The following is a 16582-nucleotide window of genomic DNA, read 5'->3' on the forward strand; positions in this document are numbered from 1 at the left end:
CGTCGATTAGCGTTGAACTTGAGCAGAGTATGAAAGGGAAATTGACCGCTGCTGGTTGGTCAGATGAATTTCGAGATGAGCTGTTGCTCGGCGTGTAGGTTGAAAAATGGACAACATATGTGGTTGCCCTGGCGGTTGTTATTTAAAATCACAAAAAAACATCGCACAATACATTGAAATTTAAGATAATATCGAATAATTGATTACTCAGAAAGGCAAGAAAATGGCAAAACAACAATCTATTGAACCGAATATTGCAGATTTAGCGAACGGCTGGCTGAAAAAATACCAATTAGACTACAAATTAGAACAAGAAACGCTGAATGATGAAATTGATAAAGCGTTGAAAGATTACTTTTCTAAAAATGGTGGTGTGGGAGCAAATCGTCCAGATGCCAAATTGTTGTTACAGGCGACCGATACTGAATATTACCCGATTTTGATTGAATACAAAGGCTATGGCGACAAGTTGGTCAAATTAGATGCCGAAGGCAATGTAGATAATCGCACAGCAAAAAACGAACCGAATTTTAAACACATCAACGGCTATGCGGTGAATGGTGCGGTGCATTATGCTAATGCCTTGCTCCATCACACCAGTTATACCGACATTATCGCTATTGGTATGACGGGAGAAAAAGACGAGAAAGGTAATATTCGTCATCAAATCGGGGTTTATTATGTGTCTAAATCCAATCTTGGTGTAGGGCAAAAAGTTGGCGAATTTAGCGATTTTTCTTTCCTTGCCAAAGAAAATTTTGATGATTTTATTGCACAAATCAAACATCTAACGCTTTCACCTGAAGAATTAGAAAAACTCAAAGAAAAGCGTGAAAAAGAGATCGATACCAGCCTAACCAAACTCAACAATGATATTTACCAAAATGAAAAAGGCTTGGGCGAAAACGACCGTGTTTATCTGGTTGCCGCTTCTATTATTGCGACACTGGGCGTGGCAGGCAAAGTGAAGCCGTTAGAAAAATCTGATTTAAAATCTTCTGAAGAAGAAGGCAATCGAGATGGCGAGATTATTATTCGTAAAATCAACGCCTTTTTTAATGAAAAACAATTGCCACAAGACAAAAAAGATTTAATCATCCGCACTTTGTCTAATACGCTTTTAACCGATAACATTAACAAACCGCAAAATGGCGAAAGCCAGCTTAAGCGAGTATTCACCAAAATTGTTGATGATTTAGGTATTTATTACAAAATCGGTTTAACGACTGATTTTACAGGCAAGCTATTTAATGAAATGTATTCTTGGTTGGGTTTTACTCAAGACAAACTTAACGATGTGGTTTTAACACCGTCTTATGTGGCAACTTTGCTGGTTAAATTAGCTCGGGTAAATAAAGACAGCTATGTTTGGGACTTTGCAACAGGCTCAGCCGGGCTTTTGGTCGCTGCGATGAACGAAATGCTCAAAGATGCCAAAGAGGCTATTCATTCGCCCGAAGAATTGCGTCAAAAGGAAGCGCATATTAAAGCAAAACAGTTGTTAGGCTTGGAGTTGCTTTCTAGCGTGTATATGCTTGCTATTTTGAATATGATTATGATGGGCGATGGTAGCTCAAACATCATCAACAAGAACTCACTGACCGATTTTGACGGCAAATATGGTTTTGGCAATACCGATGACAAATTCCCTGCGGACGCTTTTGTTCTCAATCCGCCTTATTCAGCGGTGGGTAACGGAATGAACTTTGTAGAAACCGCTTTAAATATGATGAACAAAGGCTATGCGGCGATTATTATTCAAAATTCGGCAGGCAGTGGCAAAGCAAAAGAAATCAACCAACGCATTTTGCAAAAACATACCTTAATTGCCAGTATTAAAATGCCGACCGATTTATTTATCGGTAAATCCAGCGTACAGACCAATATTTATGTGTTTAAAGTGGGTGAAAAACATCACGCTGATGAAATGGTAAAATTCATTGATTTTAGCAACGATGGCTATACCCGAACCAACCGCAGAAAAGCCAGCAACAACTTAAAAGATACCGACAACGCCCGTGGACGCTATGAAGAAGTGGTCAATTTGGTGCGTTTTGGCAAGTCTAAATTGAAGTTGTTTAGCGAAAAAGAGTATTTTGAAAATACCATAGACCCCAAAAACGGTGCAGACTGGAACCAAACCGCACCGATAGATACCAAACCAACGCTTGATGACTTTAAAAAGACCGTGAGCGACTATTTAGCGTGGGAAGTAGCAAATATCCTGAAAAAACAAAACCCAAGTAACGAACATTTGGGAAAATAGAAGCCCATTTAACGCAAGAATTGCAACAGGTTAAATGGGCGGAATACGAGTTGCAGGAGTTGTTTATAATAGAGGGGACAAAGTCTCTAGATAGTAATGCGATTGACTTTGTAGAAAAAGGTATAAATTTTGTAGGAAGAACATTTGAGAATAATGGCATTCAAGGTTTTATTGAAAAGAGAGAGTTTGAACCTAATAGTCCGTTTACTATTACTGCAACTGTAATTGGTAATTATAAATATGTGAAATATCAAAAAGAAGAATATTATTGTTCACAAAATATAAATAAACTCACACCAAGGGTGGTTATAAATAAATGGAATGAAAGAGTTGCTTATTTTTTTGTGGCAAATATTCAAAAATTTGTTTCTCTTTATGATGGTCAGCAAGGAGGATACAAACTTGATGACATAAGACGACATAAAATTAAGCTACCAATAAATAATAACTCAAATTTGGATAAACTTGCCCAGATTGACTTTGATTTTATGGAAAATTTCATCGCCCAGCTCGAGGCGTTCCGCCTCTCGCAGCTCGAGGCGTATTTATTAGTTACAGGTTTAAAAGATTATACGCTTACCGTTGCTGAACAACAGGCTCTTGCTGATTTTGAAAAGGGTAAAGTGGTTTGGGGTGAATTTAAAATGAGCGATTTGTTTGAGAGAATATCCACAAGGAAATTAAATTATAAAGCTGTTGATTTGCCAAAAGAAGCACAAGGAGAATATGTATTGCCTTGTTTAACATCAAGTTTTCAAAACCAAGGCTTAAATTATTATGCACCACAAAAAGGAGCAACTATATTAAAAAATGTGATTTCTTTACCATCAAATAGCGATGTCTACAGAGGGTATTATCAATCAAGAGAATTTACAGTTTTGTCAGATGCGTACGCTATTCGATGGAGCAATAAAAAAGTTCCGTTTTTGTCACAGCATTACCTATTTAGCGTTGTGTGTATTAATAAGGTGACAGATTTAAAAATTTATTCATACAAAAATAAACTTGGCGGTTGGAATGTAGTGCAAAATAAGTACATTAATTACCCGATCAAAAACGGAGAGATGGATTACGGTTTTATGGAAACCCTTATTTCTGCTGTGCAAAAGCTGGTGATTAAAGATGTGGTACGTTATGCCGATAGCAAAATCGCCGCCACCAAACAAGTGATTAACGGCTGATTGTAAGCGGTCAATTTTTTGCAATTTATTGCAAGAAATTGACCGCTTGATTTTTGGGGTAAATGTGATTTGCCCCTAAGTTGGTTTTGCAAATTTCTTTTTAAATCCTACCGCTTTTTAGCTATTTATCGCTTTTCTTTCGGTTGCAACTTTTACATAACATTTGTCCATTATTCAAGTCAGTTTTACCGCCTTGTGACCAAGGGGTAATATGATCAGCTTCCATTTCCTCTATCTTGAATTTACCATTGCAATGTGGGCAAATGCCATCTTGCCGTTCAAACATTGTGCGTTTATCTTTATCTGTAAAGGCTCTTAAGCTCAAATAACGTTCTTCGCCAGTTAAAATATAAGCATAAATGCCAGATTTCTTGCTAACTTCGTCATCTTCCATTAGTGTTTTGATTTTAGCTTCAAGTGTCGTTGGGTTTAGATCCCTTTCTTTATGAGTGTTATAGAATAGTCCCCATTCAAGCCCTTTCATTTCCTTGCGGTAGTTTGGGAAGGTGGTTTTTACCCAGTTGATGACTGATTGAAAATAATTCCATAATTTTGTGGCGTGTTCATCGTGTTGATGTAATGCCATATAGCTTTCAATACTTTTGTGGGGATTGCTTTCTTTATCATTTTCAGTGGGATAAATCCATTCCAAAACAGTTTCCAAAAATTCTTGACGAATAGGCGAGCCTTTCACATATTTATCGCCAAGACTTGACGCAACACAGCCTGATTTTGAAAAGTATCGTTTAGCGTCAGTTAGCCAGCTACCTGCATAGACTGCATTTCTCAATTCTTGATCAGTAAGTTTTTCGCCCGCAATATTAATAGTTTTAAACCACGCCAATTTTTCACTATCCGTTCCTTCGCATTGGTAAACGGTTAATTCATAATCTAAAAAAGTATTTTTCTGGTCTTGAGTGAGATTGTGAAAATATTGATATTCTACGGAAAAATCACCTTTCACAAATTGGCAAATAGAAATAGTGCGTTGCTGACCGTCTAATACTTCAAACGTGCCATCTTCACGTTTTACCCAATACATTATGTTGAGCGGAAAATGTTTCATTACAGTATCAATAACGGCATTTCTTTGAACTTCTTTATAGACAAATTCACGCTGATATTTAGGGCGAATATCCAATTTGCCATTATAACCTGTTACACCATTTTCAGCTGTATCCGAGTAGTTTTCAACCAAATCACGGATTTTGATATGAGTTAGTTCAATTTTCATCTTTATTCCTTTGCAAAATTTGGGGGAAATATTACCGCTTGTGTTTAATAACAATTCTTACATAGGTAGGCTTTCCATTTATTGTTCCATCCTTGTCCTTAATTAAACCGTGTTCTTTAAATGGAATTTTATTGCTAATTCTAAAATCGTTAGCACTTAAAATTTCAAATTGGTCAGGATTATATTTATCCATAAATGTTATAGGTACCCCCATTGCACCTTGATAATCAAAAGGAATATCTTTAACTTTATTTACTTCAATTGCGTCGTAATTATCATATTTTGGATATTCTTCCTCTGAGTAAGCTTTATAGAGCAATAATTCTTCGTGGCGTTTGGCATGGTCTAAATTGGTAAACCAACAAATATTCCCCAAACTCCGCCATTTTTGTCCAGTTTCATCTTGCCAATAACGAGTTGCTTTTTCTTCGTAATAATCAGGTACCCTAAACGCCATATCACCGCTTTTATTACCAAGCCAAATTTTATTTTCTTTAATTAACTTAAATGTTTCTTTATAGGTAATCGCATTTTGATTGCCGACAATGACAAACTTTTTCTCATACTCCATTAACTGAGCAACATATTCACGAAATAGGGAAAAAGGCGGATTTGTTACCACAATATCCGACTGCTTTAGAATTTCGATACATTCAGGGCTACGGAAATCACCATTTTGTTGCAATGGAATACGTTGAATATCTTGAAAGTCAATTTTGCCATCTGTGTTTAAATCTAATTCACGATCAATTTCTAATTTATACGTTGGCTCATTGGCATCAAAATGTGTTGCAATTAATTTTTTAATACCAAGATGTTCAAAATTCAGTGCGAAATAGCGGAAAAAATTACTTTCTTCAGGATCGTCACAGTTGCAGAAAATAATTTTGTCTTTGAAGTGTTGTGTGTAATGGCGTAACTCGTTTTCGATATCGACAAGTTGTGTATAAAACTCATCATTTTTTTCACGGTTAGCGCGATGAAGATTTTTATTCCCAGCCATTATGCCACCGCCTTTTTGACGATAGCACTTGACAAGAGTTGAGTAAAATTTAAACTATTTTGCTTGCTTGCTTGCTTGCGTAGTGTTGAACATTATTAAACCTCTTTTCTTACTCAAAAATTAGAGCTGTATTATAGCCAGTTTGTAGGGATATTTCAGTAATGTTATCGACGTTATTTTGCAAAAAAGTGCGGTAGGGTTTTGCGAAGTTTTTTCAGTTTGCAAATTTCTTTTCAAATCCCACCGCTTACATCTCCCTACACCCCTTAAACCACCCTATCCAGCCTCGTCTTCACTTCTTTCCACTGTGGCATCATTTGCCCCATTAGGCGGTAAAAACGTTCGCTGTGGTTGTGTTCGGCGAAGTGGCAGAGTTCGTGCAAAATCACATAATCAATGCACTCTTTCGGGGCTTTGATTAGGTGGGGGTTAAGGCATAGTGAGCCTTGAATGGAGCAACTTCCCCAACGGGTCTTCATTGTGCGTAAGCGAATGTGTGGGATTGTCGTAACCCAAAAGATTTGCGGTAGCAGCCAATTTAAACGTTCGGCAAAAATCTGTTTGGCTTTTTGTCGATACCAGTTATCCAAACATTGTTGAACTTGTCGTGCCGTTTTTTCTCGCACAGACACTTCCAACTGCCCACGCCATAAGCGGACTTGGTTGGGTTTATTTGGCGTTTCATATACCTTTAACAGATATTTTCGCCCTAGGTAGCGGTGGCTTTCGCCGCTGATATATTGCCGTTCAACAAGCGGTGGGTTTTGTTGGAAAAATTGCAATTGGTCGGCAATCCACAGACTTTGTTTGCTGATGGCAAAAATCAGCTCATTTCTGATCGCTTGTGGCGGCGCATAAGCAATGATGTCGCCCGTGGGTTGCACGGTTAGGCGTAGCCGTTTATATTTGGCATTCTTGACCAAGCGAACGGTAAAATGTTGGTCGCCATAAGGAATGATAACCCGATCAAACTTATCCATTTGAACGCCCAACTCGCACAATTTGTACTATCCGTTCGACCATCTCTTTGGCTTGTAACATACCGCTGCCGTTGGCTTGGCAGATTTTAAATATCATCGGCAGTAACTGTTTACGAATGTCTTTTTCCACTTGTTCAAGGTTGATGGAATGTTCGCTCAAACAGCGTAAAACCGCCTGATCGATCTCAAATGCCAAATCAACCCAAAAGTCTTCGCCTTGCGATAGGGTTTCAGGTAAAACTGTTTTAAATACGCCGAAATAGGCTTGTGCCGCATAGTTGCCGCCAAAGCGGTCTGGAATATCGGGCAATTTACGTTCTGCCATTTGTTCTTCAAATTCTTTAAACAGCAGATACTATTTTATCGGGTGGTCGAACAAGGCTTCAGCTTCTTCAATGGCTTGTTGCAATAATTCGGAAAAACGGGCTTTGGCATAAGGATCGTTGTCAAAATCAATCTCAAGGCTACGAGCAATACGAGAGCGAATTTTATCGGCTTCGTTGCGTGTTTTGGTGTCGTTCCACGTTTGATATTCCGTTTTGCCCATTTTATTGACCGCATAAATGCCGTCTGCTTCTTTTACGCCTAAGGCAACAACGTGCTTATCGATTAATTGCTCAACTTGATGGGCATATTCGCGATAATCCACTTGCTCGCCGGCGTCCTGTTGTGCCAAACGGCGTAGTTGGGCAAAAAAGGCGACGGTGTTTTTATATAAAGTGCGGTCGGCATCGGTAAAGTTTTTGTCTTGATAAAAGGTTTCCGACTGCAATGCCACCTGTAAACAGCGGTTAAAGGCAGTTAAAGCACGGTAAAAATCATCGCGTATTTTGCTGTTTTTATCGAAAAACAGGCCGCTTGTCGGGTCGAGTTGCATAGTTGGAATAAGCTGGCGGCGAAGTTGTTCAAGATCCATTTTATTTTCAACCTCGGCAAACATTGCCCAAAGCGCTTGATACAAACTCGGCAAACGCAGATATTCGCTTTGCATTGAGCGATAAAGCCTAGCTAAATCCTCAATGGCATCACCGCCTTGCGTTCGGTTGGCTAAATCTTGGTATTTGGCAATCGTTGTATCCAGCTCTTTTAAAATGCCCCGATAATCCACCAACAGCCCGTACTCTTTTTGTTTATGCAAGCGGTTTACCCGTGCAATTGCTTGAATAAGGTTATGCTGTTTTAACGGCTTATCAATATACAACACTGCATTGCTCGGCTCATCAAAGCCCGTGAGTAACTTATCCACCACAATTAACAAACGCAACGGACTTTCAGGATCGGCAAAACGACTTAACACTTGTTGCGTGTAACTTTCTTCATCGCCTTGCACGTTGGCTGCCCACCAACGCACCACTTCATCACTTGCCTGTTCGTCAAGCTGCGTATTTCCTTCACGGCTGTCAGGCGGACTGATCACCACCGCACTTTCAAACAGCCCGATCTCGTCCAAATACCGCTGATAACGAATTGCTGTCGCTTTGCTTTCGCATGCCAGCTGACCTTTTAAGCCTTGCGGAATTTTATTCGCCAAATGTTCCGTAATATCTAAAGCGATTAAATGAATACGGTCATCAGCTTGATAAATCTGCCCTTTACGCGAGAATTTGCGTTTTAAATCCGTTTTTTGCTCTTCGTTTAACGACTTGGTGATCCGCTCAAACCAGTTATCAATCGCCTGTTCATTCACCGACAATTCAGGGATCCGCTCTTCATAAAGCAGTGGCGTTACCGCTTTATCTTCCACCGCACGTTGCATCGTATAAGCGTGAATGATGTTGCCAAATTTTTGTGTGGTTTCATCGTCTTTTAACAACGGCGTACCGGTAAAAGCAACAAAAGCCGCACTAGGCAAGGTTCGCCGCATTGCCATATGATTTTCACCGCCTTCGCCGACAACGCACGCTCTTGCCCAAGATAGGAAATCGAACGTTGGCTCAACACCTCCCGCAACACCACGTCCAACACCACATTCACTGCCTTCCCCCCACGATAAGCTAAGGCTTGTTTAGGAGAAAGATACTGCCAGCCAAGATTGTGTAAAAGCAAAATGGCTGGAAGTTTGGAGGTGTGTTTTTCGAGGGTGTGGGGGATTGTAGAAATCATCTTACTCGCCTAAATTTTCTTGAATAGATTTTCGATTGCAGTCATATCACGATCTTTTGATAAAATTTCTAAATCATTTTCTTTAGCTGTTGCAAAGTGAAACATATCAAATTGATACTTTTCAATAACCTTTTTACTTCCATTTTTTTGATTTGCTTTATCCAAACGAAATAGATTTCGAGCTAAATCAGCAATATCATCATTAATATCAATGGTCTGAAATGCTTTTAAAGCACTTTTTAACGTATTTAATTTTTCAATATTATCCCATTCTACACCACGTAAAACTTCATAACGAATTAATGGTGTCAAAAATAATAAAGTTTCAGGATCTTCAAGTTTTAATGCTAAATCTTGTAATACTTCCGCTTTTTTAGTTGGATTTGCATTTGGATCCGCTAAATAAATTAAATAATTTGTATCTAATAAATAACCTTTCATTATTTAGCCTCCAAATTGGCTAGTTCTTGTTGAACTAATTTTAACAAGGTTTTTTTCGCTTCTTGCTGCCCTTCTTCTTGAGCCCTGTTAATTTTTAACTGATTTAAATTTACATCAAAAGCATCATTTAACAAATCAATAAAAGAAACTTTACTTGGGTAATCAATAAGTTCAGCATACACAACGCCGTCATCTTCACAACGTTTCAAACGGTAGGCTTCACCGTGATTTAATTGACTAATTACAATAGATGAATGAGTAGTAATAAAAAAGATTGTTTTAGGGAATAAATCTTTTAATAAAGGAATAATATTTGCTTGCCACTTATTATGTAAATGGCTTTCTATTTCATCAATTAAGACTATACCTGGAACATTCGCAATCTGTAGCTCATTCGTGAAATAACTGTATCCTGCAATAATTGATTGGATAATTTTTAAAATAGAAGTAAAACCGCTGGAAAGCTCTGATATTTCACGTTTTTGATTTTCTATTTTTAGAAAAACTCGATTATCGCCTGATATTTCAAGAAAATCTTTATCAATTCTATGATCTATTTTATGTAATAAAGATAATAACGTTTTAATTTCAATCTCTCGATTATCTTCTTTAGACTGATAAGGATTTGATGATAAAGCACGCTGAACAATCCATTCTTCAATATTAGAATCCATATTCAAATTTTTCAGATTTTGTGGATTTCCATTAAAACTTGTCAATAAATACTCTAAATACCCTTTTTGTCTTTTAGATTTATTACCTAATTTAGAAACATTTCCTCTTTCATACTCATAGACTTTCTCATTTATCGCGCCACGATGTTGCGCAGATAAATAAACGACTGGATAAGAATGCATAGCCAAAATAAATGCATAACTATGATTACCTAAAGAAAAACCATCATTCTCATTAAAACTGAAAGAAATATCATCGATAGTCGCAGATTTAAAAGGAATTAATAAATGTTGTATATAAAAATCTGTTTTCATTGCTTGTTTGTTCGTAAATAGCAACATAGCAAACAGACTTTCTAAAAATTTTGTTTTTCCAATCCCATTTTCCCCAATAAAAGTATAAACCCGTTGATTAGGAAATAATTCCACTTCAATCGTGCCGACACCTTTGACTTGTTCAAAATGAAATTTCTTTAAATGCAATGTATTATTCATCTGCTATGTCCTCTTCAAAACAAACATTTCTTAGACAATTTTATTGCTTTACCAAATGCAATCATTCTTAGTTAGATTAATATTGAGCATTATCTTTTATTATAGCACATCTGCTAACTTTTCCCTAGTTAAGTAAACGATATTAATAAAGCACCTCTCGCAACACCACATTCACCGCCTTCTCCCCACGATAAGCTAAGGCTTGCTTAGGAAAAAGATACTGCCAGCCAAGGTTGTGTAACAACAGAATGGCTGAGAGTTTGGAGGTGTGTTTTTCGAGGATTGAGAGTGCGTAAGACATATTTTTCTCTTATTTAGTTGAAAATAATTTATCTAGCTGCCAGTTTAACGGATTATTTTGAATATATTCACAGATTTCAATATAGGATTTTTCATTCCTAATAATATGTTCATAATAGCTTCGTTGCCACAATCTTTTATTAAAATAAGCCCAATTATTTTCTTTCACATTTCTAATATAATGATTAGTAGTCATTGTTTTAAACCATTGAATTATTGAAAATAGAGAAGGAGATTTATCATTTTCACTGTTTTCTATATTCAAAATAAAATGAATGTGATTTGGCATAATAACATAATCTAAACAGTAAACATAACTGAAATGTTTTTCTATTTCTTTATACCAATATTCAATCATTTTTCCTGCGTCATTTAAAATTGTTTTATTTTCATATATATCGCCTAACAAACATAATTTGTTATTAATACATACAGTAATAAAATAAAATCCGTTTTGTGAATAATCATATTTTTGCAAACGAATAATTTTTATTTGTGGTTTATTCATACTATTGATTTATACCGTAGATACCATAAAACACAACAAATTTCCCCCTGCAAATCAATTTATCCCATCGGGCAAATCGTGTATGATCCGCCTGTTTTTAACCCTATTTTGAGATAATAAGATGAAATGTGAATGTCAAAAAGTGACACATCAGCAGCCTGAGTTGTGTGTGGCTTTAACTCAATATCGCTTGATTGAAGTAGCTGGGATTGATGCGGAAAAATATCTGCAAGGACAGCTTACTTGTGATGTAGCGAAACTTGCTGTTGGTGAGCAGACCTTAACTTGCCATTGTGATCCGAAAGGAAAAATGAGTGCGTTGTTCCGTTTATATCGTGCAACGGCGGAGCAGTTTTTTCTGATTATTCAACAAAATCTGTTGCCTGAAGCACTGGTGCAGTTAAAGAAATATGCGGTGTTTTCCAAAGTGACCTTTACTGAATTAGATCAGGCTCTGTTTGGAACGACAAGCGGTGAGATCATTGCAAAATTTAACGAAAATGTGACCGCTTGTTACCTTGATGAAGAGCCTAAACGGGCGATCTTTTGGGGCGATATTGCGGTAGAAGCCAATGGCGATGGCAGTTTGTGGGATCTGATTGATATTCAACAGGGCGTGCCGTTACTCTACAAGGCTAATCAGTTTGAGCTAATTCCACAGGCAACCAATCTGCAACAGCTTGATAAAGCGATTTCCTTTACTAAGGGGTGTTATATCGGTCAGGAAACCGTTGCTCGTGCGAAATATCGTGGTGCAAATAAACGGGCGATGTTTACCTTTGTGGGTAATGTGGAAGGGGAAATCGAATTGCCAGCCGTTGCATCTAGCATTGAAATGCAGTTGGGCGAGAACTGGAAAAGCACTGGGACAATTTTAGCGGTCCAGCGTTATCAACAACAGCTTTGGCTACAAGTAGTGCTGAATAAAGAACTTGAGCCAGAAGCCAATTTCCGTGTCGGCAATGTCAGCTTGGCATTATTTGAACTGCCTTATAGCTTGGAAGAAAATTGATGTTTGAATATCCAAAAGCAAAGCTCATTGCAGGGGTGGACGAAGTTGGGCGTGGGCCTTTGGTTGGGGCAGTCGTGACGGCTGCCGTTATCCTTGATCCTAATCAGCCGATTGAAGGGCTTGCCGACTCGAAGAAACTCTCGGAAAAACGCCGTCTTGCGTTGGCGGAAGAAATTAAAGCGAAGGCATTATGTTGGTCTTTAGGGCGAGCAGAGCCAGATGAAATCGATCAGCTGAATATCTTGCACGCCACAATGTTGGCAATGCAACGAGCGGTTGCAGGGCTTCGTATTCAACCTGATTTTGTACTGGTGGACGGCAATCGTATTCCAACCTTGCCTATGCCTGCACAAGCGGTCGTGAAAGGCGATAGTTTTGTTGCTGAAATCAGTGCGGCTTCTATTTTAGCCAAAGTGGCACGGGATCAGGAAATGGACGAACTGGATAAACAGTTTCCTGAGTACGGCTTTGCACAGCATAAAGGCTATCCAACCAAGCTACATTTTGAAAAATTAGAAAGTCTGGGCGTAACCCCTTATCACCGTAAAAGTTTTGCCCCTGTTGCACAGCGATTAACCAAAGAATGAAAAAAGACGAGATTTACTTACAGCGATGCCTTGAATGTGATAGCGTTGTCAGCATAGCAAAAGATCTACCCAATCAGACCGCTTGTTGCCCGAATTGCAATGAAGTATTGCAATCTGGTAACCGTTGGAGCTTGCGACGTTGTGCCATTATCGCCTTATCTATTCTTATTTTATTGCCTTTTGGCTTATGGTTGCCGTTGATGAATATCGACCTACTAGGCGTACCGATTTATGCGTCCGTCTGGGGTGGGGTATGGAAAATGGCGACGGAAGGCTTTCCCTACACAGCATTTATGATTTTGCTCTGTTCGGTGATTATGCCTTTTGCCTTTGCTGGCTTGGTATTGTTGATCTTTATTCAACGGCTAATCCACCATAGACCACGCTACACCTTGATTTTACTCAGCAAAGCGAAACAGTGGGTGATGTTAGATGTTTATCTCGTGGCGATTGCCGTGGCGGCATTTAAAGTGCGTGAATATGCCAAGTTGGAGTTTGACTACTACATTATCGCATTCATAATGACAGCGATTTTAACCACGTTACTGTTTATCAAAATCGATCCAAAACGGTGGTGGGAACGGTTTTATCCTGAATATCATACGTTGCCTGCGGATCACCCTTGCCAACCAAGTATTTGCTCGGCTTGTGAATATACCTTTGATGAAAATATTGTGGATAAAAAAGGGCGACATCGTTGTCCACGTTGTGAAAGCAATTTAGATGTATCCGACAGCATTAAACTACAACGAGTATGGGCGACTTTGATTGCTGGGGCAGTGATGATGATCCCTGCCAACCTTTTGCCGATTTCATCGACCGAATTTGCTGGGGCAACTTCCGCAGATACACTGATGGGCGGGGTGATTTTATTTATGGAAATGGGCAGTTACTTAATTGCAGCCATTATCTTTATTGCTAGTATTGCCGTGCCGTTTAGTAAAGTTGCCGTGATTTTCTACTTGTTGCTTGCGATCCATTACCGCTGGAAACACCCAATTCACTGGCAGATGAAACTACTACACTATGTTCACTTTGTTGGACGCTGGTCAATGTTAGACTTGTTTGTCCTTGCACTGATGATGTCTTTGGTTGAACGTGGGCAAATTATCAGCTTCTCGGTGGGTGAAGCAGCCTTTTATTTTGGAGCAGCTGTTTTTCTAACAATGATTTCATCATCAAACATTGATGCCAGAATGTTATGGCGGATACATCGAGAACATAATACAACTCAGCAAAGCGGTTAGATTTGAACAAAATTGTGCAAAGGTTTATACTTCCACCAATAAAATTGAAAAAAGGAGCAAGTTATGCGTGTTAATACTTCTGAACTTTGTGATATTTATTCCGATCAAGTAGATGTCGTCGAACCTATTTTTTCTAGCTTTGGCGGACTTTCATCTTTCTATGGCAAAATCACCACAGTAAAATGCTTTGAAAGCAATGGCTTAATTGCAGAAGTGTTGGAAGAAGAAGGTCAGGGACGAGTGCTTTTAGTCGATGGCGGTGGTGCAGTGCGTCGAGCATTAATTGATGCAGAACTCGCCCAACTTGCCGTGGATAATGGCTGGGAAGGTATTATTGTCAATGGTGCAGTACGTCAATTAGATGTATTAGAAACCCTAGATATTGGTATCCAAGCCCTCGCCCCAATTCCTGTTGGTGCTGATGACTCAATGGTGGGTGAAGTTGATACCCCTGTCAATTTTGGTGGAGTGACCTTTTTACCTGAAGATTATGTCTATGCGGATTTAACAGGGATTGTGTTATCGCCAGAGTTGCTGGATTTACAATCAGAGGATATAGAATAATTCTTGTATTTTCCTTTGTATGTATCGGAAAGGGAGTAATACAAAATAGCCACTAAAAAGTGGCTTAAAGCCTCTTATAGCGGCATTATGTAGCAGTTGAATAAAAAAACAAAATGCAATATTAACCGCAGTAAATTTTCAATGATCTTAATCGCTAAGGACCTTTATTTTAGTGAATTTTAGCTGTTTTTCCCCACTTTTCATTCATTATAAAAAATACCTGTGTCTGAATGTACTATTTTAGAAACAGGTATTTACACAAATCTAGTTATAGACTCATTTATCTTGGTGATTATTATTCCATTTCATTATATCAAAGAATGTTTTCATCTTTATTTTCTCTTTCAAGCACGACAAAATAAATTCTACAATCTATTTATAATATTTTATTCATAATGAATTGGTCTTATCTTATTGATGCAGTCCCACGTTTTGCTGATGCTGCACTGATTACCCTAGAACTCTCTTTTTGGGGAATTTTGCTCTCTTTTTTGCTTGGATTAGTGATTGCAGTTATTACCGCTTATCACATCAAGCCACTTTATTGGCTAGCCCGTGGTTATATCGAACTTTCTCGTAATACGCCTTTATTAATTCAACTTTTCTTTCTCTACTACGGCTTGCCGAAAATCGGCATTAAGTGGGACGGTTTTACTTGTGGTGTCATTGCTCTTGTTTTTCTAGGCGGAAGCTATATGGCAGAAGCACTGCGAGCTGGTTTGCTCGCCATACCTAAAGGACAAACGGAAGCGGCTAAGTCCATTGGATTAAATCCATTCCAGATTTTTCGCTATGTTATCTTTCCACAAGCGTGGGCAATTTCATTACCTGCCTTTGGGGCAAATGTACTGTTTTTAATTAAAGAGTCTTCAGTGGTAAGTGCTGTTGCTGTGGCGGAGTTGATGTTTGTGACTAAAGATATTATTGGTATGGACTATAAAACGAACGAAGCACTTTTCCTGTTATTTATCAGTTACTTAATTATTTTATTACCTATTTCATTACTGGCTCGTTATGCGGAAAACAGAGTAAGGAGAGCAAAATATGGCGTTTGATTGGTTATTTGAAGGTGAAAATGCACGACGGTTAGCTCAGGGTTTATGGATTACCGCACAAATTTCTTTTATCTCCGTTGGGATCTCGCTGATTGCTGGCACATTGTTTGGCTTATTTATGCGATCTCGCCATATTTTAGTGCAGTCCATTAGTCGTCTTTATCTCGAAACCGTCCGAATTGTGCCGATTTTAGTTTGGCTATTTATGCTCTATTTCGGGCTTTCTACTTGGTTCAATATTCATATCAGTGGCTTGTGGGTCTGTATTTGGGTCTTTGTTATTTGGGGAACAGCAGAAATGGGAGATTTGGTGCGGGGGGCTTTAACGTCTATCGACAAACATCAAATTGAATCCGCCAAAGCTATTGGTTTAAAACCGTGGCAAATTTTCTGGTTCATTGAATTACCGCAAGGCACAAAACGAGTTCTACCGAGTACTATCAATCTCTTTACTCGTATGATTAAAACCAGTTCTCTTGCAGCATTAATCGGTGTGATTGAAATAGTTAAAGTCGGACAGCAGATCATTGAAAATTCACTATTTACCAATCCACATGCCTCTTTCTTCGTTTATGGATTGATTTTTGTGCTGTATTTTGTGATCTGTTATCCGCTGTCGTTGTGGGCGAGTTGGTTAGAAAAGAGATGGGTTTGGGCTATTATAAAGCACCTGTTAGGTGCTTTCAGATTATTGACAAAGAGCTTGTAGGGTGGGTCTTGACCCACCATATAGCCGTAACATATTGATTTTATTGGTGGGTTAAAACCCACCCTACAATATTCAATCCATCTAATATATGGTTTGTCATCAGCCTGAAGCACCAGTTAGGTGCTTTTTTTTCTTTTGTAAGCGGTAAGATTTCACTCAAATCTTACCGCTTTCTTATAACTAAACTTCATAAAAAATAGTTTTTAAGACTTTCCCTTTCTTT

General features: G+C 38.4%; 18 protein-coding genes. 8 read left to right on the forward strand and 10 right to left on the reverse strand.

Going from position 1 to position 16582, the window contains the following annotated elements; genetic code table 11:
* The first annotated feature begins 223 nt into the window (after positions 1-223).
* Both B0183_RS09230 and B0183_RS09235 read left to right on the forward strand, forming a co-directional pair.
* Positions 224-2266 carry an N-6 DNA methylase gene (locus B0183_RS09230; RefSeq protein ID WP_078208701.1) on the forward strand — a complete coding sequence of 681 codons (2043 nt, stop codon included), beginning with the start codon at positions 224-226 and terminating at the stop codon, positions 2264-2266.
* A gap of 50 nt (positions 2267-2316) precedes the next feature.
* Positions 2317-3447, forward strand: a complete 1131-nt coding sequence (locus tag B0183_RS09235; RefSeq protein WP_198525543.1) for a restriction endonuclease subunit S — start codon at positions 2317-2319, stop codon at positions 3445-3447.
* 121 nt (positions 3448-3568) lie between these two features.
* On the opposite strand, the gene B0183_RS09240 is transcribed toward B0183_RS09235, so the two are convergent.
* The 10 genes from B0183_RS09240 to B0183_RS09270 all read right to left on the reverse strand — a co-directional run bounded on the left by B0183_RS09240 (position 3569) and on the right by B0183_RS09270 (position 11185).
* Positions 3569-4681, reverse strand: a complete 1113-nt coding sequence (locus B0183_RS09240; protein WP_035496822.1) for an HNH endonuclease family protein — start codon at positions 4679-4681, stop codon at positions 3569-3571.
* A 31-nt stretch (positions 4682-4712) separates the two neighbouring features.
* Positions 4713-5684, reverse strand: coding sequence for an adenine-specific methyltransferase EcoRI family protein (locus B0183_RS09245; protein WP_078208702.1), 972 nt, complete (start codon positions 5682-5684; stop codon positions 4713-4715).
* Positions 5685-5950: 266 nt separating this feature from the next.
* Positions 5951-6664, reverse strand: a complete 714-nt coding sequence (locus B0183_RS09250; protein ID WP_078208703.1) for a M48 family metallopeptidase — start codon at positions 6662-6664, stop codon at positions 5951-5953.
* Positions 6657-6989 carry a hypothetical protein gene (locus tag B0183_RS12795; protein ID WP_234802052.1) on the reverse strand — a complete coding sequence of 111 codons (333 nt, stop codon included), beginning with the start codon at positions 6987-6989 and terminating at the stop codon, positions 6657-6659. Before B0183_RS12795 ends, B0183_RS09250 begins: the two co-directional genes overlap by 8 nt.
* A gap of 30 nt (positions 6990-7019) precedes the next feature.
* Positions 7020-8534, reverse strand: coding sequence for a type I restriction enzyme subunit R domain-containing protein (locus B0183_RS09255; RefSeq protein WP_234802053.1), 1515 nt, complete (start codon positions 8532-8534; stop codon positions 7020-7022).
* Positions 8471-8710 (reverse strand): hypothetical protein, encoded by a 240-nt coding sequence (locus B0183_RS12360; RefSeq protein ID WP_157930092.1) that lies wholly within the window; start codon positions 8708-8710, stop codon positions 8471-8473. The genes B0183_RS09255 and B0183_RS12360 overlap by 64 nt, the downstream gene beginning before the upstream one ends.
* A 66-nt stretch (positions 8711-8776) precedes the next feature.
* Positions 8777-9208, reverse strand: a complete 432-nt coding sequence (locus B0183_RS09260) for a type II toxin-antitoxin system VapC family toxin (protein WP_021117410.1) — start codon at positions 9206-9208, stop codon at positions 8777-8779.
* Entirely contained in the window at positions 9208-10377 is a 1170-nt protein-coding gene (locus tag B0183_RS09265; RefSeq protein WP_021118300.1) for an AAA family ATPase, read from the reverse strand. Before B0183_RS09265 ends, B0183_RS09260 begins: the two co-directional genes overlap by 1 nt.
* A 142-nt stretch (positions 10378-10519) precedes the next feature.
* Entirely contained in the window at positions 10520-10678 is a 159-nt protein-coding gene (locus B0183_RS12365; protein WP_160148343.1) for a hypothetical protein, read from the reverse strand.
* Positions 10679-10687: 9 nt separating this feature from the next.
* Positions 10688-11185: a transposase gene (locus tag B0183_RS09270; protein WP_078208704.1), complete on the reverse strand. Its 498-nt coding sequence runs from the start codon at positions 11183-11185 to the stop codon at positions 10688-10690.
* 121 nt (positions 11186-11306) lie between these two features.
* Between B0183_RS09270 and ygfZ the strand changes: the two genes are divergently transcribed.
* The 6 genes from ygfZ to B0183_RS09300 all read left to right on the forward strand — a co-directional run bounded on the left by ygfZ (position 11307) and on the right by B0183_RS09300 (position 16359).
* Entirely contained in the window at positions 11307-12197 is an 891-nt protein-coding gene (gene ygfZ, locus B0183_RS09275; protein ID WP_021111806.1) for a CAF17-like 4Fe-4S cluster assembly/insertion protein YgfZ, read from the forward strand.
* Complete coding sequence (rnhB, locus tag B0183_RS09280) at positions 12197-12784, forward strand: ribonuclease HII (protein ID WP_021111805.1); 588 nt, start codon at positions 12197-12199, stop codon at positions 12782-12784. The genes ygfZ and rnhB overlap by 1 nt, the downstream gene beginning before the upstream one ends.
* Positions 12781-14031, forward strand: a complete 1251-nt coding sequence (locus B0183_RS09285) for a paraquat-inducible protein A (protein WP_021113343.1) — start codon at positions 12781-12783, stop codon at positions 14029-14031. The genes rnhB and B0183_RS09285 overlap by 4 nt, the downstream gene beginning before the upstream one ends.
* A 63-nt stretch (positions 14032-14094) precedes the next feature.
* Positions 14095-14595, forward strand: coding sequence for a ribonuclease E activity regulator RraA (gene rraA, locus B0183_RS09290; protein WP_078208705.1), 501 nt, complete (start codon positions 14095-14097; stop codon positions 14593-14595).
* 395 nt (positions 14596-14990) lie between these two features.
* Positions 14991-15650: an amino acid ABC transporter permease gene (locus B0183_RS09295; RefSeq protein WP_021113397.1), complete on the forward strand. Its 660-nt coding sequence runs from the start codon at positions 14991-14993 to the stop codon at positions 15648-15650.
* On the forward strand, positions 15640-16359 hold the full coding sequence (locus B0183_RS09300) for an amino acid ABC transporter permease (RefSeq protein ID WP_078208706.1): 720 nt from the start codon (positions 15640-15642) through the stop codon (positions 16357-16359). The genes B0183_RS09295 and B0183_RS09300 overlap by 11 nt, the downstream gene beginning before the upstream one ends.
* The last annotated feature ends 223 nt before the right edge of the window (positions 16360-16582 follow it).

It is taken from the genome of Glaesserella parasuis, from assembly GCF_002015085.1.
Classification (GTDB): domain Bacteria; phylum Pseudomonadota; class Gammaproteobacteria; order Enterobacterales; family Pasteurellaceae; genus Glaesserella; species Glaesserella parasuis.

Excerpts from the sequence above, each read along its gene's own strand:
- B0183_RS09230 (WP_078208701.1), top strand. The coding sequence starts at position 224 with ATGGCAAAACAACAATCTATTGAACCGAATATTGCAGATTTAGCGAAC.
- B0183_RS09240 (WP_035496822.1), bottom strand. The coding sequence starts at position 4,681 with ATGAAAATTGAACTAACTCATATCAAAATCCGTGATTTGGTTGAAAAC.
- B0183_RS09245 (WP_078208702.1), bottom strand. The coding sequence starts at position 5,684 with ATGGCTGGGAATAAAAATCTTCATCGCGCTAACCGTGAAAAAAATGAT.
- B0183_RS09250 (WP_078208703.1), bottom strand. The coding sequence starts at position 6,664 with ATGGATAAGTTTGATCGGGTTATCATTCCTTATGGCGACCAACATTTT.
- B0183_RS12795 (WP_234802052.1), bottom strand. The coding sequence starts at position 6,989 with ATGGCAGAACGTAAATTGCCCGATATTCCAGACCGCTTTGGCGGCAAC.
- B0183_RS09255 (WP_234802053.1), bottom strand. The coding sequence starts at position 8,534 with ATGGCAATGCGGCGAACCTTGCCTAGTGCGGCTTTTGTTGCTTTTACC.
- B0183_RS09260 (WP_021117410.1), bottom strand. The coding sequence starts at position 9,208 with ATGAAAGGTTATTTATTAGATACAAATTATTTAATTTATTTAGCGGAT.
- B0183_RS09265 (WP_021118300.1), bottom strand. The coding sequence starts at position 10,377 with ATGAATAATACATTGCATTTAAAGAAATTTCATTTTGAACAAGTCAAA.
- B0183_RS12365 (WP_160148343.1), bottom strand. The coding sequence starts at position 10,678 with ATGTCTTACGCACTCTCAATCCTCGAAAAACACACCTCCAAACTCTCA.
- B0183_RS09270 (WP_078208704.1), bottom strand. The coding sequence starts at position 11,185 with ATGAATAAACCACAAATAAAAATTATTCGTTTGCAAAAATATGATTAT.
- ygfZ (WP_021111806.1), top strand. The coding sequence starts at position 11,307 with ATGAAATGTGAATGTCAAAAAGTGACACATCAGCAGCCTGAGTTGTGT.
- rnhB (WP_021111805.1), top strand. The coding sequence starts at position 12,197 with ATGTTTGAATATCCAAAAGCAAAGCTCATTGCAGGGGTGGACGAAGTT.
- B0183_RS09285 (WP_021113343.1), top strand. The coding sequence starts at position 12,781 with ATGAAAAAAGACGAGATTTACTTACAGCGATGCCTTGAATGTGATAGC.
- rraA (WP_078208705.1), top strand. The coding sequence starts at position 14,095 with ATGCGTGTTAATACTTCTGAACTTTGTGATATTTATTCCGATCAAGTA.
- B0183_RS09295 (WP_021113397.1), top strand. The coding sequence starts at position 14,991 with ATGAATTGGTCTTATCTTATTGATGCAGTCCCACGTTTTGCTGATGCT.
- B0183_RS09300 (WP_078208706.1), top strand. The coding sequence starts at position 15,640 with ATGGCGTTTGATTGGTTATTTGAAGGTGAAAATGCACGACGGTTAGCT.